We start from the raw sequence: 23265 nt of genomic DNA, 5'->3' as shown, positions 1-23265 counted from the left end.
TCAGAGTGCGTCGCCCGCGAGGGCTTCGAGTTCGCGCAGCACGTGGTCGGTCACCACGTCCGCGAGGGCGCGCACGGTGCGTGCGGTCAGCACGTCGCGCGGGGTGAGGGCCACCGCGAACGCCGCGTTGGCGCGGGCGGTGACGTGCAGGCTGGTGATGGAGTCGCCGCCGAGGTCGAAGAAGCTGTCGGTGGCCCCGACCCGGGGCACGTCGAGCACCTCGGCCCAGATGTCGGCCAGCACCTGCTCGGCGTCGCCGTCCGGCTCGACGTACTCGCCCGCCTGACCGAACTCGGGGTCCGGCAGGGCGCGCCGGTCGAGCTTGCCCGACGGGGTCAGCGGCAGCGCGTCCAGCGCGACGAGCGCGGCGGGCACCATGTGCTCGGGCAGTTCCCGGCCGAGCACGGCCCTCAGGTCGACCGCGTCCAGTGTGGATGGTGTGGCGTAGCCGATGAGCTTGCCGTCGCGGGCGATGACCGCGGCGGAGGTCACACCCGGCAGCGCGGACAGCGCGGCCTCGACCTCACCGGGCTCGATCCGCACGCCGCGGATCTTGACCTGCTGGTCGGTGCGGCCCAGGTACTCCACCGCACCGCCGCGGGTCCACCGCACCAGGTCGCCGGTGCGGTACATGCGGGTACCGGCCGGGCCGTAGGGGTCGGCGATGAACCGCTCCGCCGTGAGGCCCGGCCGGGCGAGGTACCCCCGGGCGAGCTGGACCCCGGACAGGAACAGCTCCCCCGGCGCGCCGACCGGCACAGGGTTCAGGTCGGCGTCGAGCACGTGCAAGCGGGTGTTCCACACCGGTCGCCCGATGGGTACCGCCGCCGCGCCCGGTTCGCAGGCCCAGTGGGTGACGTCGACCGCGGCCTCCGTCGGGCCGTACAGGTTGTGCAGTTCCGCCTCGATCGCGCCGTGGAACTCGGCCGCGAGGTCGGCGGGCAGCGCCTCACCGCTGCACAGCACCCGCCGCAGGCTCCCGCACGCGGTGCGGTCGCCGTGGGCGAGGAACGCGCGGAGCATCGACGGGACGAAGTGGACAGTCGTGACCCGCTGGTCGCGGATCACCTCGGACAGGTACGCCGGGTCGCGGTGCCCGTCGGCCTTGGCCACGACCAGGGTCGCGCCGACGGTCAGCGGCCAGAAGAACTCCCACACCGACACGTCGAAGCTCGCCGGGGTCTTCTGCAACACGCGGTCGTCCGCACCGAGCCCGAACCGCGCCTGGGTCCACACAAGACGGTTGACGATCGCCGAGTGCGGCACCACGACGCCCTTGGGCCGCCCGGTCGACCCGGAGGTGTAGATGATGTACGCCGCCATCTCTGGGGTCACCTCGACCTCCGGCGCGGTGGTCGGCGCGGGCCCCTCGGGCAGCGTCTCCAGCAGGCAGACCGCGTCGGCGTCGACCCGCATGAACTCGACCCGGTCGCGGGGCAGCTCGGGGTCCACCGGCAGGTAGGCGGCCCCTGCTCGCAGCACGGCCAACAGCGCGATGACCAGTTCGGCCGAGCGCGGCATGGCGACCGCGACGACCTTCTCCGGCCCGGCGCCGCGCCGGACCAGCGCGTGCGCGACCCGGTTGACCTCGGCGTCGAGCTGGGCGTAGGTCCACCGCCGCTCGCCTGCCACCAGCGCCTCGGCGTCCGGGGTCCGCGCGGCCTGCTCGGCGAGCATCGCGACCAGGGTCGTGTCGGGGACGTCGGCGGCGGTGTCGTTCCAGTCGACGAGCACGCGGTCGCGGTCGGTACCGGCCAGCGCCGGGATCGCCGTCACCGCGCGGGTTCCGTCCTCGACCAGCTCGCCGAGCAAGCGGCGCAGGTGCTCGGCGAGCGCGGTGACGGTCTCGGCGTCGAACAGGCGCGGCTCGTAGCCGAACAGCAGCCGCAGCCGCTCCCCCGGGTAGACGGTCACGCTGAGCGGGAACGTCGTGCTCTCCACCGCGGTCAGCTCGCGCAGCTCGGGGCCGTCGGCCGGGTAGTTCTCGAAGATCACGGCCGTGTCGAACAGGTCCATGCCGCCGGGGACCGCGCTGAACCCGTGCAACCGGGTGAGCGGGGTGTGCTCGAAGGCGCGGGACTCGACCTGGGTCCGCTGCGAACGGGCCAGCCAGTCGGCGACGGCGGAATCGTCCACCGTGGTCACGACCGGCAGCGTGTTGACGAACATGCCCGTGATCTCGTCGACCCGGGACAGGTCCGCCGGGCGGCCGGACACCGTGGCACCGAAGCAGACCTGCCGCTGACCGCTGTACTGGGCCAACAGCAACGCCCACGCGCCCTGCACGACCGTGCCCGCGGTGAGCCGGTGTTCCTTGGCGAAGCGGGTGAGGCGGGTGGTCTCGTCGGCGGTGAGCGCGATCTCGGTCCGCGCGGAGGTCGTGGGCTGCTCGACGGAGGCGCGCGGCCGGTCGAACGGCAGCGGGGTCGGCGCCGCCAGCTCGCCCAGCACGCCGCGCCAGTGCCGTTCGGCGTCGGCGGGGTCCTGGGCGGCCAGCCAGCGGTGGTAGTCGGCGAAGTCGGGGCGCTCCGGCAGCTGACCGCCCGCGTAGGCGGCGGCCACGTCGGAGAGGACGCCGAACACGCTCCAGCCGTCGAGGAGCACGTGGTGGAAGGTCCACACGACCTGGGTCGCGCCGTCGAGCCGGGCCAGGGTCAGCCGCATCAGCGGCGGGGCGGCCAGGTCGAACCCGCGCTCCCGGTCGTGGGCGAGCAGTTCGTCGAGCTGCGCCTCCCGGTTCCGACCGGTCCAGTCCAGCAGCGTGATCGGCAGCTCGACGCGCTCGCGCACCACCGCCAGCGGCTCCGGCACGTCCTGCCACACCACGCCGGACCGCAGGATCGGCGTGCGGTCGACCACCTGCCGCCAGGCGTCGGCGAGGCGGTCGAGGTCGGTGTGGCCGTCGAGGACGAACGCGGTCTGCTGGAAGTAGGCGCCCTGCCCGGACTGGGAAAGGCTGTGGAAGACCATGCCCGCCTGCATCGGCGTCAGCGGCCAGATGTCGGACACACCCGCCGTCGCGAGGGTGTCCACGGTGTCCTGGTCGAGGTCCACCAGCGGGAAGTCCGACGGCGTGCGGCCGTGGCCGCCCGCCGCGCAGTGCGCCACGATCGAGCGCAGCGCGTCGGCGATGGACTCGGTGAAGCGGGTGATCGTGGACGCACGGTGCAGGTTCTCGCTGTAGTACACGGTGAGGGCGAGCCGGTCGCGCTCGACGCGACCGACGACGTCGAGCACGTGCGGGCGGCGGGCGTCCGGGTGCGCGTCGAGCGCGAGGTCCCCGGCGGCGTCGATGCGGCCGAGGTAGTTGAACGACACCTCCGCCGTGCCACCGAGTTCCATCCCGGCGAGGTGGCGCAGCGCGCCGAAACCGATGCCCCGGCGCGGGATCGAGCGCAGGGACTCCTTGACGGCCTTGATCGCGGTGCCCCACTCGGCGGAGCCGGTGAGCACCACGGGGAACAGCGTGGTGAACCAGCCGACGGTCCGGGAGAGGTCGACGCCGTCGAAGAGGTCCTCGCGGCCGTGGCCCTCCAGGTGCACGAGCGTGGCGGGCCGCCGGGTCCACTCCCGCAGCGCGGCACCGAAAGCGGTCAGCAGCACGTCGTTGACCTGCGTGCGGTACGCGCTCGGCACCGCGCGCAGCAGCGCCTCGGTCTCCCCCTCGGTCAGGGTCACCGTGACCGACCGCTCGGAAGCGGTGGTGTTCGGCCCGCCTTGGTCGCGCGGCACGGACGTCTCGGCGCGCGCCACCCGCCAGTGCTCGATCTCGTCGGCGAACCCGCCCGCGGCGGCGTGCTCGGCGAGCCGGGTCGCCCACTCGCGGAACGACGTGGTGCGGCGCGGCAACCGGATCTCCTCGCCCAGCACGGCTTGCCGGTGCGCGGTCCGCAGGTCCTCCGCGAGCACCCGCCAGGACACGCCGTCCACCACGAGGTGGTGCGCGCGCAGCCGGACGGCGGTGTCGGGGTCGCCGGGGCCGGGCAGTTCGGCGACGAAGACCGGGCCGTGCTCGGCGACCATGCCGGTCTCGCCGACCGGCGCGTTCTCCTGGTGCCAGTCGGCGGCCTTGTGGAAGCGCATGCGCAGCGCGTCGTGGTGCTCCAGCACCGCGAACAGCGCGGTGGCCAGCGCGTCCGGCAGCACCGGCTCGCCGAGGTCGACCAGGCAGGTCTGGTCGAAGCGCTCCGGGTGCGCGGTGTGGGTGTCGAAGAACCAGCGCTGGATCGGGGTCAGCGGCACCGGCCCGGACACCGGCCCGTCGTCGTGCTCGTCGGCGGTGTCGACGGTGGTGACGTGCGGGGCGAGCGCGGCGACGGTCTGGTGCACGAACACCTCCCGCGCGGTCAGCACGAGCCCGGCGGCGCGGGCCGCGGTGACGACCTGGATGCTGAGGATCGAGTCGCCGCCGAGGGCGAAGAAGTTGTCCCGCACCCCGACCCGGGCCGCGCCCAGGACATCGGCGAACACCGCGGCGAGCGTGGCCTCGACGGGGGTGCGCGGCGCGAGGTAGCGGTCCGGCTCCCGGCGCGGCGACGGGACGGCGGGCGCGTCGCCCTCCGGCAGGTCCGCCAGCGTCCCGAGTGGGGTGTCGGGGCGCGCGGCGACGATGCCGAGCAGGGCCTCCAGTTCCTTGGCCAGCGCGGCGATCCGGTCGGCGTCGAAGAGCGCGGTGTCGTACTCCAGCACGGCGGTGAGCCGGTCGCCGGTCGGCCAGAACTCCACGGCCAGGTCGAAGCGCGCCGACGGGCGGGGCAGCGGCTGGTCGGCCCAGCCCAGTCCACCGGCCTCGGTCGTGCGCACGAGCGGCTGCTGCAGCGCCACCACGGCCTGCACCAGCGGGGTGCGGCTCGGGTCGCGCACCAGGGCGAGCTGGTCGGCGAGCCGGTCGAAGGGCACGTCGTCGTGGTCGAACGCGTCGAGCGTGGTTTCCCTTACCGCGCCGAGGAAGTCGCTGAACGGCAGCGTCGGGTCCACGCGCGAGCGCAGGACCAGGGTGTTGACGAAGAACCCGGCGACCCGGTCCAGCTCGGCCAGCGGCCTGCCCGCGCGGACCGCGCCCAACGCGATATCGCGGGTGCGTCCGTGCGCGGCGAGCAGCACCTGCACGGCGGCGGTGAGGGTCATGAACAGCGTCGCCTCGTGCGCCGTGCCGAGGGTGTTGAGGCCGCGCACCAGATCGGCGGACAGGACGTGGCGGTGCACGCCGCCGGAGCCGACCCGCACGGGCGGCCGGGGCCGGTCGGTGGGCAGGTTCAGCGGGGTCAGGCCTTCGAGCCGGGACTGCCAGTGCGCGGTGTCGGGCACCTCGCGGTCGGACTGCCAGGCGGCGTAGTCCGGGTACTGCGCCGACGGTTCGGGCAGGTCGGCGGGGACGCCGGTGGTCTCCTCGGCGTAGAGCGCGGTCAGCTCGTCGACGAGCAGGGCGGCCGACCAGCCATCGGTGATGATGTGGTGCTGGGCGAGGACGAGCACGTGGTCCTCGGGCCCGACCCCGATCAGCGCCACGCGGGTCAGCGGTCCGCGGGCGAGGTCGTAGGGCTCGGCGACCAGGTCGGTCAGCGCCGCGTCCAGGTCGGTGGCCACCATCTCCCGTACCGGCAGCGCGGCCGCGTCGGCGACGACCTGGTGCTCACCGTCCACTGTGGTCCGCAGCGCGTCGTGCCTGGTGGCCAGCCGGTTGAGCGCGGACTGGAGCGCGCGGCGGTCGAGCGGGCCGGTGAGGCGCAGCGCGAAGCCGGTGTTGTTGACCGGGCCGATCGAGGTCTGGTCCTCCAGCCACAGCCTGCGCTGCGCGGGCGAGAGCGGCAGCGGGCCTGCTCGGTGCGCGCGCGGCAGTCCGGTGGTCTCGGCGGGCCGCTCCGGCAGCAGGGCGGCCAAGGCCGCGACCGTGCGGGCGTCGAAGAGCGCGCGGCCGGACAGCGCGGTACCGAAGGCGGACGCGAGCCGGGTCTGCGCGCGCACGGCGAGGATGGAGTCGCCGCCGAGCGCGAAGAAGTCGTCGTCCACACCGACGGAGTCGACGCCGAGCACGTCCGCGACGACCTCGGCCACCACCCGCTCGCGCTCGTCGCGCGGCGCCACGTGGTCGACGGCGGCGACCCCGACGGTCGGCGCGGGCAGCGCGTCGCGGTCCAGCTTCCCGTTGGGGGTCAACGGGAACGCGTCCAGCACGACGATCGCCGCGGGCACCATGTGCGCGGGCAGCCGCTCCTCCAGCCGGGCCCGCAGCGCGGACGGCACGGGCCTGCCGTCACCGGGCACCACGTAGGCGACCAGCCGCTTGAGCCCGGTCTCCGCGCGGGCGACGACGACCGCGCGACCCACCGCCGGGTCGGCGGACAGCTCGGCCTCGATCTCGCCGGGCTCGATCCGGAAGCCGCGGATCTTGACCTGGTGGTCGGCGCGGCCGACGAACTCCAGGTCGCCGTCGGCGTTGCGGCGCACCACGTCCCCGGTGCGGTACATGCGCGCGCCGCCCGGCGCGGCCAGGAACCGCTCGGCGGTAAGGCCCGGGCGGTCGAGGTAGCCGCGCGCGGTGCCGACTCCGGTGACGTACAGCTCGCCCGCGGTGCCGTCGGGCACCGGGCGCAGGTCGTCGTCGAGCACCAAGGCCTCGGTGCCGGGGATGGCCCGGCCGATGGGCGGGGAGTCGTCGGCGGGGGCCAGCGGTCCGCTCCAGGTGGCGACCACCGTGGACTCGGTCGGTCCGTAGGCGTTGATCATCCGGCGGCCCGGTGCCCAGCGGCGCACCAGGTCCGCCGCGGTGGCGTCGCCGCCGACGACCAGCGTCCGGAAGTCGGGCAGGTCCGGGGGCGTCCCGTCGCCGACGGTCGCCAGGGCGACCGGGGGGATCAGCGCGTGGGTCACCCGGCGGGTCCGGAGCACCTCGGCGAGCTGCGCGCCGAGCAGCGGCCCCGGCGGCGGGACGACGAGCGCCGCGCCGCCCGCGAAGGCCATGCACAGCTCCAGCACCGACGCGTCGAAGCTCGGCGAGGAGAACTGGAGCACGCGGTCACCGGGGCGCACGTCGAACCGGTCGACCTCGGCCTGGGCGAAGGTCGCCAACCCGCGGTGGGCCACCACCACACCCTTGGGCCTGCCGGTGGAACCCGAGGTGTAGATCACGTACGCGGGCTGCTCGGGGTGCGGGCGCCCCGGTAGCGCTCCATCCTTTGTGGACTCATCAGTCCGCGCGGCCACGACCTCGGCGGGATCCGCGACGACCAGCAGCGGTTTGGCGTCGTCGAGCATCGCGGAGATCCGCTCGGCCGGGTAGGCGGGGTCCACGGGCAGGTAGGCGGCGCCGGACTTCAGCACGGCCAGCTGCGCCACCACGATCTCCACCGACCGGGGCAGGGCCAGCGCGACCAGCCGCTCGGGCCCCGCCCCGCGGGCCAGCATGGCGCGGGCCAACCGGTCCGACCAGTCGTCCAGCTCGGCGTAGGAGACGGGTCCGGCGTCGGCCAGCAGGGCGGGCGCCGCGGGCTTTCGGCGCACCTGGTCGGCGAAGAGGTCCAGCAGGGTCGGGAACGCTAACCGGGGGGCGGACATGACTGCACGAACCTTTCACGGCCTGGGGGCGCGATGGGGGAACGCGTGCGGGGAGACACGCGCGGAGGGTCCTGCCGATGGGGGCGGGTCGCACCCGCCGGTCGCGCCACTCGTGTGCGCCTTGACCGGGCGGGTCCCGCTCGATGTGCCGGTTGTGCTCGCGGTTACCGCGTTGTGGTGCTGGGGCTCCCGGTCAGGCCGCGGCCAAGACCGCGTCGACGCGGCAGGCGAGCCTGCCGCCGACCTGGAGCCAGGCCGGGGCGCCGTCCGGGCCGGGCAGGAACCGCCCCACCTGGTCGGTCTCGCCGGTGTCGCAGTCGCGCATGGCGAACCGCAGGCCGGACAACGGGGTCAGGTCGGCGAACGGCTCGTCGTCCACGGTGAGCCGCAGGTCGTCGGCAACCCGGTAGACGGTGTCGCCGTTGGCGTAGGCGCCCGCGAAGCCGCGCGGCGCCGGGACCGGTTCCACGACCGCGGGAACCGGGTTGTGGTCGGCGATCGGGACGCCGAACGCGGGTAGTTCCGCCGCCAGTTCCCGCCAGAGCGCGTAGCCCGCGCCCGCGTTGGCGGTGAAGGCGACCACGGTGCCGGTGGACGGGTTCATCCGCAGGTGCGCGGAGGTGCCGTCGCCGGTGCCGTCGTGGCCGGTCGCGGTCAGCTCGCCGGAGCCGAACACGGCCAGCCCGAGGCCCCAGCCGTCGGCCATGCCGAACGGCTCCGCGCCGGGCGCGGCGCCGCGCATCTCCTTGAGCGAACCGGGGTCGAGCAGGTCGTTGGGCTCGGCCCCGGCCAGCGCGCGTCCCAACCGGACCAGTTCGGTCGCGCTCATGGCCAGCGCGCCCGCCGCGGACTGCACGGCGGTGAGCGACTGCGCCACCGGCCGGACCAGGCCGCGGGAGCGGTTCACGGTGTGGCCGCTGACCACGCCCGCGTCCGCGCCCGGCCCTACGACCAGGCTCGCGCGCACGCCCAGCGGGTCGAGCACGACCGCCCGGACCGCCGCCGCCCAGTCCATCCCGGTCACGAACTCGACCGCGTGGCCCAGCAGCAGGTAGCCGACGTTGGAGTAGGAGAACGCGGTGCCCGGCGCGGCGACCGGGCGCAGCGCGTGGCCGGATTCCTGCAGCAGCCGCCGCAACGTGGGCGCGGTCACCTCCGCGGTGTCCGACGGCAGACCGGAGGTGTGGCTGAGCAGGTGCCGCGGTGTCACTCCGGCGAACCCGGGCAGCGCGCCGAGGCCGGGGACCTGCTCGACCATCGGCTCGTCGAGGTCCAGGTCGCCGTCGCCGACGAGGGCGAGCACCGCGGCGGCGGTCACCACCTTGGTGACCGAGCCGACCGGCACGGCGTGTGACTCTGTCATCGGTGTGTCGCAACCGTGTCGGGCCACCCCCGTGGTGACCGACCACGTGCGCTCGTCGTGGTGGATGACCAACTGCGTTCCGGGGACCGCGTGCTCGGCGGCGAGTGCCGCCAGTCGGGCTCGCAGGTCGGCTCTGACGGATGCGTCCATTGAGTCCTCACTGTTGTTAGAGCGCGGTGGGGCGCACGCGCGGGATTCGTGGTCGCGCACGGGCGGTCTGCGGGGATCGGTGCGGGGAACAATTGCCCTGCCGGAGCACTCAAGCTCCTAGTGCCAGGTTCCCCGTTGCCACTCGATTCAATCGTCGAGCGGAAACAATGTTGACCAGCGGCCAAGCAGACCAGCTACCGCCGAACGGAGCAATCAAACCCCCTATATCGCAGAACCATAGCATGGCTATATGACCCACGGCGAAATCCAGCCAAACGCGTTTGAACGTCCAATAGACGTATTCACAAAAGATATTCGCGACGCAACGAGGGAGGGTTTAGCCCGTTGCTGTGACGCCAGTCACCGACAGTTGGGAGCGTTTCCACCGTCCACAGTGGTCACTTAGCATTCCTTTTGGTACAAACAACTCCACACCTCGTCGCCGGTGACTGAACTTCTTTCGCGTTGACCGAACGGTATACTCGGCGGTAGCTTGCACATGCATCCGGCCATTCGGCGGGCAATCTCGACGATCCAATAACATAGATTATCGAGTTCTGTGAACACCGGACTCCCGGTAACACCCACCGGTCGGGCCGTCGAGATTCGCACCACATTCCGCGCCGGATGGACCAGCATCTGGGAATCCGGGACCAGCTAATGTGTTTGACCTCTCAACCACCTTCGGTCTTTGCCCCACTCCGGCACCGGTTATTGGTGCGCTACGCGCCCTAGCGGATAGCTACCGGACACGTCCGGGTGACATGGCTGGTGCGCGGCGGACCGGGCGGGCAACCTGGCAGGCTGAGCCAGCACCGACCCGAGGGGGAACCGTCTCCGGATGATCAGCACCAGGTCTCTGCCGTTCGACAAGGTCCGGGTCACCTTCACCCTGGACCGCGACGACCCGCCCGGGCCGACGAGCGTGGTCGGCTGCTTCAACGGCTGGACACCCGGCCTGCACCCGCTGCGCGCCCGCTCCAACGGCAAGCGGTCCAGCTCGATCGTGCTGCCCGCGGGCAGTTCGCTGTCCTTCCGCTACCTCACCCAGGGCGGCGTGTGGACCGACGACCCCGCCGTCACCGCGCGGGACGTCGAGGGCAACCCGCACATCACGGTCTGAGGCACCGCAACCGGACCAGGACGACGAAAGGCCCCGCCGAGCGGCGGGGCCTTTCGTCCGCGGTGGACGGAACGGGCGACGGCTCAGGCGGCGACCAGCTCGCGCTCGGCCACCGTGGACCGCCCGGCCAGCACCAGGCACACGAACGCCAGCGAGCCGATCGCCGCGCCGACCACGGGCAGGGCCGAAACCCCCCACGCGCCCACGACCACACCGCCGACGACCCCGGAAAGCCCGACCCCCAGGTAGATCGCCGACGCGTTGATCGACAGCAGTAGACCCGCGCTGCCGGGCGCCAGCTCGATGAGCCAGTTCTGGATCGGCGGGTTGACCGACCAGGTGATCAGCCCCCAGGCGAACAGCGCCACCGCCGCCGAGACCGCGCTGACCGCGGTCAGCGTGAGCGTGCCCATCACCAGCACGTAGGCGACGAAGACGTAGCGCAGCAGGCCCCGGCTGCCGTAGCGGTCGGTCAGCCGACCGCCGAGCGTGTTGCCGATCGCGCCGCCGAGGCCGTAGGCGAGCAGCATCAGGCTGATGACCCCGCCGCGCAGATCGGCGGTGTCGGCCAGCAGCGGCGCCAGGAAGGTGAAGACGCTGAACGCGGAGAGGCAGCCGAGCACGGTCATGCTCAGCACCAGCCGCACCCGGCCGTCGCCCAGCACGGAGAACCGCTCGCGCAGGCCGACCGCGGGCGGCGCCGCCACCGTCGGCAACCAGACCGCGCACGCCACCGCGGCGAGCGCGGAGACACCCGCCACCAGCGCGAAGACCCCCTGGTAGCCGAGCGGTCCACCGAGGACGTTGCCCGCGGGCACGCCGATGATCAGTGCGAAGGTGAGGCCGCCGAAGACGATGGCGACCACCCGGCCGCGCCGCTCGGGCGGGTTGATCGTGGTGGCCACGGCGACGGCCACCGGGGTGAACACCGCCGCGCCCAGCGCGCTGACCACCCGCGCGCCCAGCAGCAGCTCGTAGGTCGGGGCCAGCGCGGACAGCGCGTTGCCCAGCGCGCTGACGCCCAGCGCGGTCACCGCCAGCCGCTTGCGCTCCCAACGGCCGGTGACCGTGGCCAGGACCGGCGAGGCGATCGCGTAGGCGATGGCGAACGCGGTGACCAACTGGCCCGCGACGGAGGTGGTGACGCCCAGCTCGCGGCTCACCTGCGGGAGCAGCCCGGAGATGATGTACCCGCTGGTGCCCACCGTGAACGCGCCCGCGGCCAGCAGGTACGTGCGTGCGGTCATGGATGTCCCCCTTGGACCGGGATTTGGTACGACGCTCATCGTACTACGGCGATAGCCGAACTACGAGAGACGTCGTACTAAGGGGTACGATGTCCGGTATGGCCGAAGAACTGCCGCACCCGGACCGCGAGGACATCCGCCTCGTCCCGGTCCTGCACGCCCTCGCCGACCCGATGCGGCTGCACATGGTCCGCGAGCTGGCGCGGATCGACGACGAGGTGGCCTGCGGCTCGATCGACCTGCCGATCAGCAAGTCGACCCGCACCCACCACCTGCGCACGCTGCGGGAGGCGGGGGTGGTCCGGATCCGGCCCAGCGGCACCGCCCGGCTGACCAGCCTGCGCCGCGCGGACCTGGACGCGCTGTACCCCGGCCTGCTCGACGTCGTCCTGCGCGCCCCGCACTAGCGGCGACCAGCCGCCGGATCGCGGTTGCGACGCGCTGGCGGCGGCCACGCACGGTAAGCGAACCGTACGGCGAACGGTCGAATGTGCGGCAGTTGGGTCGATCCCGTCCGGTGATGGCATCCGCGCCCGCGAACCGGCTCATGATGTCGCGCAGTGGGTCGCGACGCGCGAGGGAGCAGGCACCATCGAGAGCCGCGAGATCATCACGATGACACCGCGGTGGTTGCGGGAGGCCGCGCGCCTGGCCGCGGAGCACGGCCGCACCCGCACCGCGAACGCGGTCGAGCGGCTCTCGGCGGGCCGGGAGCGGCAGGCGTGGCGGGTCACCGTGGTCGGGGAGCCGGGTGCGGGGAAGACAACGTTGATCACCCGGCTGCTCGGCCGCGAGGGACTGCCCGGCGTGGAGGTGGTCGAGGCCCCGTGGGAACCCGGCGGGCCGCCGCTCGAAGCGGTCACCGACACCGACGGGGTGCTGCTGACCGTGCCCGCCACCGGGGTCTGGGGCGCGGCGCAGGCGCGGCTGCTCGAGGACGCGGTCGCCGCGCACGTGCCGTCGGTCGCCGTGGTGGTCACCATGCTCGACCGCGTCGGCCCGGCCGAGCGCGGCCGCGTGCTCAGCCACACCAGCGCCCGCACGGGTCGGGTCATCCTGCTGTCCGGTCCGGGGCCCGCGCCCGACGACCCGGCGCGCACGGCGATCCGGTCGTTCGTCGCCGACTCGGCGCCGGTCCCGGAACGCGCGCGGCTGCGCGCCCGGCGGATCGCGGCCCAGGTCGCCGACCAGTGCACGGCGATGGCCACGAGCGCCACGGAGACCATCGCCGACGCCCGGCGCGTCCACAGTGTCCAGTCGGCGGAGTTCGACCCGGACGCGAGTGCGAACCGGGCGTGGGACCTGCTGCGGTCGCAGCTGGCCGCGCGGCAGCTGGGGCTGATCGGGAGGGTCGGGGACACGCTGCGCACGGCCCGAGTCGCGGCCCTGGGCAGGCTGCGCGCCGAGCGGGCGCGGACCCTGGACGCGAAGACCTGGTGGCGCGGGGAGCTGGTCGACCTGCTGCGCGCGGAGTTGGTGGCGCAGGCGGAGCGGACCGAGCGGCTCATCCTGTCCGGTTTCACCTCCGACGCATCCTGGTTGGAGTCCGAGGTGCGGCGGCTGCACCCGGACGGCGAGGCCGCGCGGCCGATGGGCGCGCTGACGCTGCGCGTGGCAGCCTCGTCGGAGGACGGCGTGCTGGGCGAGGTGGTGGCCCGCGGCGGCGACGCGGAGAGCAGGCTCCCGGCCGTGGTCGCGGGGGACGCGCTGGACCAGGTGGTGGAGGGCTGCGCGGGGGTGGTGGTGCGGCAGGCGTGGAAGCTGCTCGACGCCGCCTACGAGCCGCTGTTCGCCGACCTGGTCGACCGGCAGCGCGCCTGGGCGGTGGCCAGGGAGAACTCCGGCGAGCGCGAGCAGCGGGTCGACTGGCACACCCTGGCGCGGGCGGCGACCGCGCTGGCGGGCAGCATCAACGCGGCTCTGCGGTCGTCGTGAAGATGTCCACAAAGGACTCCACGCCGGCGTACCTGACCAGCGCCGGGACGTCGGTGACGACCACCCGCCGGTAGCGGGTCTCGACCAGACCGTCCTTGCGGAACCGGCGCAGCACGCGCTGCACGGACGGCACCGACGTCCCCGACAGCGCGGCGAGTTCGGGTTGGCTCAGCCGGACCGGCACGGTGCCGCCGCTGTCCGGCGGCGGGTCCTTCTCGACCAGTTCGGCCAGGACGCAGGCGACGCGCCGGTCGACGGCGGCCCCGGTCAGCTCCGAGAGCCTGCGCGTGGTCCACCGCTGCTTCGCCGACACGGCACGCAAAACGGCCCGCAACGCGCCGCCGTGCGCGGTGAGGAAGGCGAGGAAGTCCTCGCGCTCGATGCGCCGCACCACGCCCGGCCCGACCGCCCGCACCGACACGGCCCGGGGTTTGGCGTCGAAGGCCGCCAACTCGCCGACCAGGTCACCCCCCGACCGCACGGCGATCAGCGCCTCGTCCCCCGTCGCGCGGCTGGCGTGCACCTTGAACCAGCCGAGCAGCAGCAGGTAGACGTGGGTGGCCGGGTCCCCCGCGCGGAGGAGGCGGTCACCGTCGCGCACCCGGACGGACTGGCCGAGGGACAGCATGTCCCGGCGGACGCGGTCGTCCAGACCACCCAGCAGACTCGCCGGGGGCCACCGGCTCGCCAGTGTCATCGGCCCACCGATCCCCGTGGTCGACAGACTTTGCCGGTGTCACTTTCGCACCTGTCCGAGCGGTGTGGTCGGCTTGGCGCGACTCTCCCCTGAACGGCCCAGGCGAAACAGTCCACTTGGGTGGCCCGGGACTACCATTGGCATCCCACCCATGCGAACACGGCAATCCTTCGTCGCCCGCCGTGCAATTGCAGGACACACCCGGAAAGGCAGGCGGACCCCTGAGCGCCGAGGACGCCCTACCAGCCCTGGAAGCGGAACTCGCCGCCCTCTGGCGCCGCGGCCGCACGGTCGCCCGGACGTCGGCCAGGGCCATCCACCCGAAGCTGGACCCCACGGCGTACCCGCTGTTGGTGCTCCTGTTCCACGCCGGTGAGCTGCGGATGTCCGAACTGGCCTCGACCATGGGGTTGGACAAGTCCACGGTGACCCGCCAGGTGGACGCAGCGGCCCGCCTGGGGCTGCTGGAACGCGCCACGGACCCCGCCGACGCCCGCGCCCGCCTGGTCACCCTCACCGAGAACGGCCGGGGCCGCGTCACAGCCGTCCTGGCCGCCCAACGCACCCGCTGGCGCACCGCCCTGTCCACCTGGCCCGTGGAAGACATCGAATCCCTCACCACCCTCCTCCACAACCTCGGCGACTCCGACATCACCTGACGAGCGCCCCGCTCTCACCTCCGACCCCAACCCCGCCCCGTCCTGCTTGGCCACTCCGCCGCACCCGCTTCCCCCTTCCCTGCCCCCTTCTCCGCCGCACCCGCTTCCCCGCCGCCAGCCTCACCCGCCGGTCCGCCCTTCACCTTTCCCTGCTCGGTCACCCCGCCGAACTCCCCGCCTCGCTTTCCGCACAGCCCCGTCGGTCCACGCCCTCAACATGCCCCTCTCCTGCTCAGCCATCCCGCCGCACCCACGCCTTCCGTCCCGCGCCGCGCCACTGCCCTGCCCCACCCGCCGGTCCACCCTCACATCGCCCACTCCTTCTCTGCCACCCCGCCTCGCTCCCCCTTCTCAGCCCGCACCGCGCGCCCACTTCTCCCACCTGGCCGGCCCGCCAAACTCCCCATCTGCCGCTCCACTAGGCCGCCATCCCTCCTTCCATCCCGCTCAGCACCCGCCGCTGACCCACCGATGGCTTCCCTCTTCCACGCCTGCCCTCCGGCCTCTCCACAACGCACCTCCCACACCTTCTTCGCCTTCCCCTCCCCGCACCGAGTTCCCCCTCGCCCCTTGTCCCCGACCCCAATCCCATAGCTCCCCTCCCCACCCCCCGGCGCACCGCCAGCCCTCCTCCCCAACCGATTCCCCCGCCCACCTCCTCACCCCCAGCCGCCTGCCGCTCCGCGCTCCCCGCCGGGTCCTCACCTCCGCGCACCGCGCCCCCACCTCTCCTCTTTCCCCACCCAGCCCTCCGGTTCACCGATTCCCTCTCCGCACCCAACGTGACCGCGCGCCCCCTGCCTCAGCGCCCTCCTTCCCGCCCTCACCCCAGCCGCCTCATCGCCCTCCCACCAGCCCAACACCACCACCCCCGCCCCCTCCGTGACCGCCACCACCCCACGAAGTAGTTGCATACACCAACCAACCGCCTTATGGTTGCAACTATCAACTTCCCCGGGGAGGCGGCATGATCGCCACCGAGACCGCCACCGGCCTCATCGACGCGCTCCGAGCGATCCTCCGACTCGGCCGCACCATCCACCACAACCACCCGGACGAGTCCCAGTCCGCCGTGGCCGTCCTGACCCTCCTCGACCGCGCGGGCGAGCAACGCCTGGGCCGAGTCGCTTGCCTCCTGGCCGTCGACCCCTCCGTCATCAGCCGCCAGGTCACCCTCCTGACCAGGGACGGCCTCGTCGCGAGACGCCCCGACCCGCATGACGGCCGCGCCTGGCTCCTCAGCCTCACCGACGCCGGTCAGGCCCGCCTCGCCGAGCTCCAAAGACGCCACGCCGAGCTACTCGTCACCGCCCTCCGCACCTGGTCCGAGGACGACGCGACCGCGCTCCTCACCGCCCTGCGCAGGCTCACCGACGACGTCCACCGCGCCCACACCCCGTAACCACCAAGGAGTCCAGCCGTGCCCCCTGAACCGATGTCCGCCGAGGAGACCGGACGGATGGACCACCGCAGGGTCATCGAGGCGCTCACCGGCCTGCTGCTGGCGATGCTCACCGCGTTCCTGTCGTCCACCATCGTGTCCAACGCCCTGCCCACGATCATCCGCGACCTGCACGGCTCCCAGCGCCAGTACACCTGGGTCATCACCGCCGCCCTGCTCGCCTCCACCGCCAGCACCCCGATCTGGGGCAAGCTCTCCGACCTCGTCAGCAAGAAGCTCCTGGTCCAGCTCGCCATCGGCGTCTTCACCGCGGGCTCGGTCCTCGCGGGCTTCGCCCAGTCGGTCGACACGCTCATCGTCTGGCGCGCGCTGCAGGGCCTCGGCCTCGGCGGGCTGCAGTCCCTGGTGGTCATCGTGATCGCGGCGATGATCAGCCCCCGCGAGCGCGGCAAGTACAGCGGCCCGATCGCCGCCGTCATGTCCGTGGCGACCGTCGCGGGCCCGCTGCTCGGCGGCGTCATCGTGGACACGAGCTGGCTGGGCTGGCGCTGGTGCTTCTTCGTCTGCGTACCGCTGGCGGTCGTCTCGCTGCTCGTCGTGCAGCGGACCTTGAACCTGCCGGTCGCCAAGCGCGCGGTGCAGGTCGACTACCTGGGCGCCGCGCTGATCGCCGCGGGCGTGAGCGACCTGCTGATCTGGATCACGCTGGCGGGCGGCGAGTTCGCCTGGGGCTCCGGCACGTCACTGCTCCTCGCGGGCACCGGGGTCGCGCTGCTCGCCCTCGCGATCTGGGTGGAGTCGCGCGCGGTCGAGCCGATCATCCCGTTGCGCCTGTTCCGCGACCGCACCACCGCGCTGGCCACCGTCGCCAGCATCGCCGTCGGCACCGCGCTCTTCGGCGGCGCGGTCTTCCTCGGTCAGTACTTCCAGATCGCGCGCGGGTACTCCCCGACCGCAGCGGGCCTGTTGACCCTGCCGATGATCGTCGGCTCGATGCTGTCGTCGACGCTGTCCGGCATCCTGATCACCAGACTCGGCCGCTGGAAGGCGTTCCTGGTCGCGGGCGCGGTGCTGATGGTGGCGGGCTTCGGCCTGCTGGGCACGATCGACCACACCACCGACATGGCCGTCATGGGCGTGTTCCTGTTCGTCCTCGGGGTCGGCATGGGCATGACGATGCAGAACCTGGTGCTGGTCGTGCAGAACGCCGTCGCGCCGAGCGACCTCGGCGCCGCCAGCTCCACGGTCGCGTTCTTCCGTTCGCTGGGCGGAACCGTCGGCGTGTCGGTGCTCGGCGCGATCCTCGCCTCCCGCGTCGGCGACCTCACCGCGCAGGGGCTCACCGAGGCGGGCGTCACCGTCCCGGCGGGCACGGGCAGCGCGGGAATCGGTTCCCTGAACGAACTCCCGCCGTTCGTCGCCGACATCGTCCGCGCGGCCTACGGGGACGGCACCGCCACCATCCTCCTGATCGCCGCCGCCCTGTCGATCATCACGGTCGTGGCCATCGCCGCCATCAAGGAGACCCCGTTGCGCACCCAGTCCGGCCTCGAACGCCAACGCGAAGAGGCCACCGCGTAGGGGAAAACCGTGCCCGGCGGATGCCCCCGCCGGGCACGGTCACCTCACCCCTCAGCCTCAGGCCGGGACCATCCCCATGAACAGCAACAGGTTCGGCGACCCGGCACCCGGGCCGACCACGACACCGGGCGTCGCGTTGCCCGCCAGCGCGGTGGCCGTCTGCCAGGCGGTGTCACCGGGGAACCGCTGCCGCCACAGGGCTGCCGTGCCCGCCACGTGCGGCGAGGCCATCGACGTCCCGCTCAACGTCTGGTAGGCGTTGTCCGCGGTCGCCCACGCCGACACGATGTTGCGGCCCGGCGCGAACAGGTCCACGCACGGTCCCCAGTTCGAGAACGACGACCGCGCGTCGTTGGGGTCCGTGGAACCGACCGTCGTCGCCGCGGGCGTGCTCGCGGGCGAGAACGAGCAGGCGTTGGCGTTGGAGTTGCCCGCCGCCACCGAGTAGTGCACGTTGGCCGCGACCGAGTTGGTCACCGCCATGTTCAGCGGCGCGAAGGTGCCGCCGCCGAGGCTCATGTTCGCCACGGCCTTGCGCCCGTTGAGGATCGTGTCGTTGGTGACCCAGTCGACGCCCGCGATGACACCGGCGTACGTGCCCGCGCCCGCGCAGTCGAGCACCCGCACCGACACCAGCTGCACCTGCTTGGCCACACCGGTCGTGGTGCCGCCGACGGTCCCGGCGACGTGCGTGCCGTGGCCGTTGCAGTCGTTGCCGGGCGGGAAGGTCCCGCCGATGGTGTCGATGCCGTAGATGGCCCGGCCGCCGAACTCCTGGTGCGTGTACCGGATGCCGGTGTCGATGATGTAGGCGTAGATCGACGGCGCGGTGTTCGGGTAGTGGTACTTGGTGTCCAGCGGCAGCGACCGCTGGTCGATCCGGTTCAGGCCCCACGACGGCGGCCCCACCTGCACGGCCAGCGCCTGCGTGGTCACCTCCTGGTCCTGGGCGATGAGCTTGTACGCGGTGTCGGTGGCGATCCGCTTCGCGGCGTCCTCCGAGCCCTTGACCGCGAACCCGCGCAGGGCGGTGTAGTAGGAAGCCGTCACCGTCACCCCGTACTTCTGGGTGATCTCGGTGGCCCGGCGCTTCACCACGTCGGCCGAGGCGTTGTCGTCGGCCAGGACGACGATGTAGCTGTCGGGCACGGCGGCGGCGGTGCCCGCGTACTGCACCACGCCGATCTTGGTCGGCGCGGGCGGCGCCGCCGACACCGGGCCCGCCCCACCGATGCCGGAGGACACCACGGCGACCGCCGCGGCGGCCACCGCCACTCTCTTGCCCAACCTCCGCGTTCGCGAGCTCATCTCGAAAAGCCTCCTGGGATCAGGGAAACCACAGCGAGGCTCGAGCACAGCGCACGGGGGTTGTGGCTCGGTTGCGACCGGCGCGTAGCCGCCCACCGGCGCACCGCCACCGACCGGATGGTGGAAGCCTTGGTGGTCCGAGAAGTCCACTGGTCCACAGTAGACTCATCGGACGACCGGACCTCAGGTCCCGTAGGCGCGGACCACCGTCTGCTCCACCGCGCTCCCCTGCGCGTCGACCGCCTTCGCCCGCAGGGACACGAACCTGGTGCCGCGCGGGTGGGTCACGGTCACCACGCCGTCAACCACCGGCACGTCCACCCAGGTCGTTCCATCATCGAAGGACGCGGACACGGTCGTTTGCACGATCGGCACGGCAGGCAGGTCCGGCTGACGCCCCACCTGAACCGTAGTCCGTACGGACCGCCCCGTCGCATGGTTGCGCGAGTCCAAGCCCTCCGGCCCGAACCGAACCGCCAGCAGCGGCAGCTGCACCCCACCCTTGCGCGCCTGAGGCCGAGCCGACGTGAAGCTCCACACCGCCGACACCCGAGGACTCAAGGGCGCCGCCCGCGAAGCCGTCGTCTCCAACCGGTAGGACGCCGACTGCTCCGGCACCTCGAACACCCCCTGCCCCGGCTGGTTCGTCTGCCCGACCAACTGCCCGTCCCGGTAGAGCGCGGTGGCCGCCGACTCGATCGTCGAACTACCCACCCGCCGCGGCGAGTCCGTGAACAGCGGCACCCCCAGCGAGATCGTGTCGTTGATCCGCACCGCGAGCCCGTTGCGCGGCAACCCGGGCCCGATCACCGCCGAGTTCCAGTCCTCGCGGTAGACCTGCCCAGGCTCATGCCGCACCTTCTCGTCCCCTGACACGAAGTCGGTGACGATCTGCTTGCGCACCACCCGCCACTGCTGGAACTCCACCGCCCAATCACCCGCCCTCGGGTCATAGAACTCCGTACGCGTCAACGGAAGCGCCACCGGCAACCCATATCCCGACCCACTGCGGAACACCGGATCCGACACCAACCACAACTTCGTCCCAGACCGCTTGTTCTGCACCTGCCGATAGGTCGACTCAACTCGAGCCAACGGCTCGTCCTCAACCCGCCGACTGAACCCCGTAGGCAACTCCCCGGCCTGGAACCAGGCGAGGTTGTACGTCACCGTAGACCCCTCGACCCCACCCGCAGCATCGGGAACATAGAACCCGCCTCCGATATCGGCCACCACAGTGGACACAGGCCCCCCAACCTGCGCCGTGTAGATCCGATCCAAACTGTCCCCGATAATCCCGGCATACAAATTCCCCCAAGGCATCCGCCGCGCATAACCGGCCCCCACAGCCCGCGACCGCACCCCCGCCCGCGCAAATTCCACCCGAATCTGCCGCGCCGCCCCAGAATCCAACACCACAGCAGTATCCCCGGTAACCGACACCGAAGGCCGCACAACCTTGCGCGACGCGATCAACCCATCCGGCAAATACGTGGAAACCACGGTATCCACATGATAAGTCCCCCGCCGAACCCGAACCTTCCCAGCCCCACCCATAGTCCAAATAGGACGGAACCGATACGCGTCCACCCCCCACAGCAAAGTGTAATTGCTATCCGTCACCACCCCCTTGTCATCCAACGCCTTCACCGCCAAGTCATAACTCTCCGCCTCCCGATCAACCGCGACCGGCGTAGTGATCCTCTCCGTACCCCCCTCGGCCACGATCCACGCACTATGCACCCCCTCCACGTCCCCCAACCTCGTATCCACCGCGACCTTGACCCCCGCCTTCCCCCGCGGCGGCACGGTGATCTCCCGCCCGGAAAGCACAAACATCCCCTCCGGCACTCCCCCTTCCAACACTCCCCTCCCCGCCTTCTTCTCCGGCGTTCCCCCCTTCGGCGCTCCCCCATCCGCAGCCCATCCTTCAGCCGCGCCCCTCTCCGGCACTCCTCTTCCCGCCGCTCCCCATCCCGCCGTTCCCCCCTCCACCGACAACCTCAACACCAACGGCACATCCGCCGTATTGACGTACGAAACCTCCTTCACCACAACCGGATCATCCTCATGCGGCCAACTCTGCCGCCCCACCGACACCACACTGGGCTCGGCATACCCAACCTGGTTCACCGCACGCGAGACATCAACCCGCCCCGCCCCTTGCTCAAACGCCCCCACCCCATCCAACCGCTTGGCCGACGCCACCAACGCCGCCTTCAACCGCTGCCCAGTCCACTCCGGATGCCGCTGCAACAACAAGGCAGCCGACCCAGCCACATGCGGCGTAGCCATGGACGTCCCCCCAAGCGAGACATACCGATCCCGCTTCTTCCCCAACGCCGAGTACTTCGACCGAGCAGCCGTGATGTTCACCCCCGGCGCCACGATCTCCGGCTTGACCCCGGCATCCCCCACCCGAGGCCCCCGCCCGGAAAAACTCGCCATCCGATCGGACTTGTCCACCGCCCCCACCGCCAACGCCGCGTCCGCACTGGCAGGCGACGACACCGTCTCAGCCCCATACCCACCATCGTTCCCCGCCGCCACAACGAACAAGGCACGATCACTCAACCGATTCACCGCCTCCTCCAACGGATCCACAGCCTCGGAATCGGTCCCACCCAAGCTCAGATTGATGATCTTGACACCGGAGTCCACCGCCCACTGGATCCCCGCCAAGATCGCCGACTCAGGACACCCCCAGCTCCCGCAAACCTTCCCCACCAGCAACCGAGCATCCGGCGCCACCCCCACGTATTTCCCACTGGACGCCGCCCCGGTCCCCGCGATCGTCGACGCGACATGCGTCCCATGCCCGTCCTTGTCGGCATCCTCACCCCCCTCCCCCGTAAAGTCCTTCGACGCCGCGATCCGCCGACGCAAGTCCGGGTGAGTCGCATCGATCCCGGTATCGAGCACCGCGACCTGCACCCCCTTCCCCGTCCACCCCGACTTCCAGGCGGCAGGCGCCCCGATCTGCGGCACACTCACATCAAGGCTGGGCCGACGCATCCCATCGAGCCAAACCCGCCCCCCACCCCGGTTCCTGGCCAGCTCTTCCCAAAACCCCGCCACATCCCCCTTGGGAACGGCAACGGCCTTCCCACCCACAGCCCCCAACGCCACCCCAACCCCGGGCGCCCCCGCAGGCAGGATCAGCGGCACATCGTCCCGATCCCCATCCCCATACCCACCCCGCAACAGCGCGGCCACATCGAACAACCGCGGATCAAGCACCCCCTCCCGCAACCCACCCCAGGCATCCGAAGGCACCACATCCAGCCGATCCCCCACCCCGGCCGTAGCGAACTGCACGTGCTCCCGCCCAGGCCCGGGATCAACGGCCGGAACGAGCCGATCCCCGAACTCCCGAACCGAGACCCGATCCCCGGTCACCAACGTGACGGCACCCAGATACCGCCCGCCGGAGCCCCCCACATCCCCTTGGCCACCCACCTCAGCCGCCGCAGGCACCCCCAACCCGAACACGGCAACGGACAACCCGGCAACCACCCCAAGGAGTCTGCGCATCCCCCCAACCAAGCCGCCAACCCCACCCCAACACCAGCGTCCAAACGTAGGGTGCCGTTCCCAGAACCATCCCCACCCCCGCCGGAGTTATCCACAGCCAAGATCAGCTTCTCCGAGAACTGTCACCCCTCCCCACTAGAATGGATTTCGGGGGCCGGAGGCATATCAAGATCATCCTCTCCTCTCCTCTCCTCTCCTCTCCTCTCCTCTCCTCTCCTCTCCTCTCCTCTCCCCCGAGCCTCTCCTCGGCACACCCCATCCGCCCCTGCGTCTTCCAGTCCCATCTCGCTCCTACGCCACACGTTCCCCTTTCCCTTCCCCCTCGGCGCCACCCACTTCCCCACTTCTCTCTCATCACCCCCTCTCTGCCCCCTCCTCTTCGCCATTCCCCTCGCTCTACCTCTGTCCTCCACTCCCTCGCTCCACCTCTCCCCTCCTCGATCCCGAGCCTCCCTCGACACATCCCCCGCCCCGCGTCGCCGGCCCCATCTCGCCCCTACGTCACCCTGCCCTCCTGGCATCACCCCCTCTTCCCCACTTCCCCCTCGCTTCACCCCTTCCTCGCTCCCCTCTCTTCGCCATCCCCTCGCTCCACCTCTCCCCTCCATGCCATCCCATTCGCCCCGCAACACCTATCCACAACCTTGATCATTATCGTCCGAAACTGTCACCCCCCACCGCTAGAATGGATTTCGGGGGCCGGAGGCACAAT

Annotated in this window: 11 protein-coding genes and 1 pseudogene; 6 read left to right on the top strand and 6 right to left on the bottom strand. The window is 71.8% G+C overall.

All coding sequences use genetic code 11. The features are described from left to right. Both CLV40_RS23485 and CLV40_RS23480 read right to left on the bottom strand, forming a co-directional pair. Nucleotides 1-7527: pseudogene (locus CLV40_RS23485) on the bottom strand (amino acid adenylation domain-containing protein); the annotation flags it as partial. A gap of 220 nt (nucleotides 7528-7747) precedes the next feature. Then, nucleotides 7748-9067, bottom strand: a complete 1320-nt coding sequence (locus CLV40_RS23480) for a serine hydrolase domain-containing protein (RefSeq protein ID WP_104481147.1) — start codon at nucleotides 9065-9067, stop codon at nucleotides 7748-7750. Nucleotides 9068-9908: 841 nt separating this feature from the next. On the opposite strand from CLV40_RS23480, the gene CLV40_RS23475 reads away from it, so the two are divergent. After that, nucleotides 9909-10190: an early set domain-containing protein gene (locus tag CLV40_RS23475; RefSeq protein WP_104481146.1), complete on the top strand. Its 282-nt coding sequence runs from the start codon at nucleotides 9909-9911 to the stop codon at nucleotides 10188-10190. Nucleotides 10191-10273: 83 nt separating this feature from the next. On the opposite strand, the gene CLV40_RS23470 is transcribed toward CLV40_RS23475, so the two are convergent. Then, entirely contained in the window at nucleotides 10274-11437 is a 1164-nt protein-coding gene (locus tag CLV40_RS23470; protein WP_104481145.1) for an MFS transporter, read from the bottom strand. 89 nt (nucleotides 11438-11526) lie between these two features. On the opposite strand from CLV40_RS23470, the gene CLV40_RS23465 reads away from it, so the two are divergent. Both CLV40_RS23465 and CLV40_RS23460 read left to right on the top strand, forming a co-directional pair. Beyond that, nucleotides 11527-11844, top strand: coding sequence for an ArsR/SmtB family transcription factor (locus CLV40_RS23465; protein ID WP_104481144.1), 318 nt, complete (start codon nucleotides 11527-11529; stop codon nucleotides 11842-11844). A 208-nt stretch (nucleotides 11845-12052) separates the two neighbouring features. After that, nucleotides 12053-13372 carry a P-loop NTPase family protein gene (locus CLV40_RS23460; RefSeq protein WP_104481143.1) on the top strand — a complete coding sequence of 440 codons (1320 nt, stop codon included), beginning with the start codon at nucleotides 12053-12055 and terminating at the stop codon, nucleotides 13370-13372. On the opposite strand, the gene CLV40_RS23455 is transcribed toward CLV40_RS23460, so the two are convergent. After that, a complete protein-coding gene (locus CLV40_RS23455) occupies nucleotides 13347-14069 on the bottom strand; it encodes a Crp/Fnr family transcriptional regulator (RefSeq protein ID WP_104481142.1) in 723 nt (240 codons plus the stop codon). The two genes, CLV40_RS23460 and CLV40_RS23455, sit on opposite strands and share 26 nt — an antisense overlap. Nucleotides 14070-14251: 182 nt before the next feature. Here CLV40_RS23455 and CLV40_RS23450 point away from each other — a divergent pair, with 182 nt between their 5' ends. The 3 genes from CLV40_RS23450 (at nucleotide 14252) to CLV40_RS23440 (ending at nucleotide 17711) form a co-directional block, all read left to right on the top strand. Next, nucleotides 14252-14728, top strand: coding sequence for a MarR family winged helix-turn-helix transcriptional regulator (locus CLV40_RS23450; RefSeq protein WP_219824084.1), 477 nt, complete (start codon nucleotides 14252-14254; stop codon nucleotides 14726-14728). A 967-nt stretch (nucleotides 14729-15695) separates the two neighbouring features. Then, nucleotides 15696-16130 (top strand): MarR family winged helix-turn-helix transcriptional regulator, encoded by a 435-nt coding sequence (locus tag CLV40_RS23445; protein WP_104481140.1) that lies wholly within the window; start codon nucleotides 15696-15698, stop codon nucleotides 16128-16130. Nucleotides 16131-16148: 18 nt separating this feature from the next. Further along, the gene (locus CLV40_RS23440) at nucleotides 16149-17711 is read left to right on the top strand and encodes an MFS transporter (RefSeq protein ID WP_245931509.1); all 1563 of its coding nucleotides are present in this window, start codon (nucleotides 16149-16151) and stop codon (nucleotides 17709-17711) included. Between the two features lie 57 nt (nucleotides 17712-17768). Here CLV40_RS23440 and CLV40_RS23435 read toward each other — a convergent pair whose 3' ends face one another. Together CLV40_RS23435 and CLV40_RS23430 are read right to left on the bottom strand one after the other, a co-directional pair. Beyond that, the gene (locus tag CLV40_RS23435) at nucleotides 17769-19019 is read right to left on the bottom strand and encodes a S8 family peptidase (protein ID WP_104481139.1); all 1251 of its coding nucleotides are present in this window, start codon (nucleotides 19017-19019) and stop codon (nucleotides 17769-17771) included. A gap of 183 nt (nucleotides 19020-19202) precedes the next feature. Beyond that, nucleotides 19203-22337 carry a S8 family peptidase gene (locus CLV40_RS23430; RefSeq protein ID WP_181043683.1) on the bottom strand — a complete coding sequence of 1045 codons (3135 nt, stop codon included), beginning with the start codon at nucleotides 22335-22337 and terminating at the stop codon, nucleotides 19203-19205. Nucleotides 22338-23265 lie beyond the last annotated feature (928 nt).

Source organism: Actinokineospora auranticolor (assembly GCF_002934265.1).
Classification (GTDB): domain Bacteria; phylum Actinomycetota; class Actinomycetes; order Mycobacteriales; family Pseudonocardiaceae; genus Actinokineospora; species Actinokineospora auranticolor.
The sequence above is the reverse complement of the archived record's forward strand: the minus strand, read 5'-3'. Positions and strand labels throughout refer to the sequence as shown.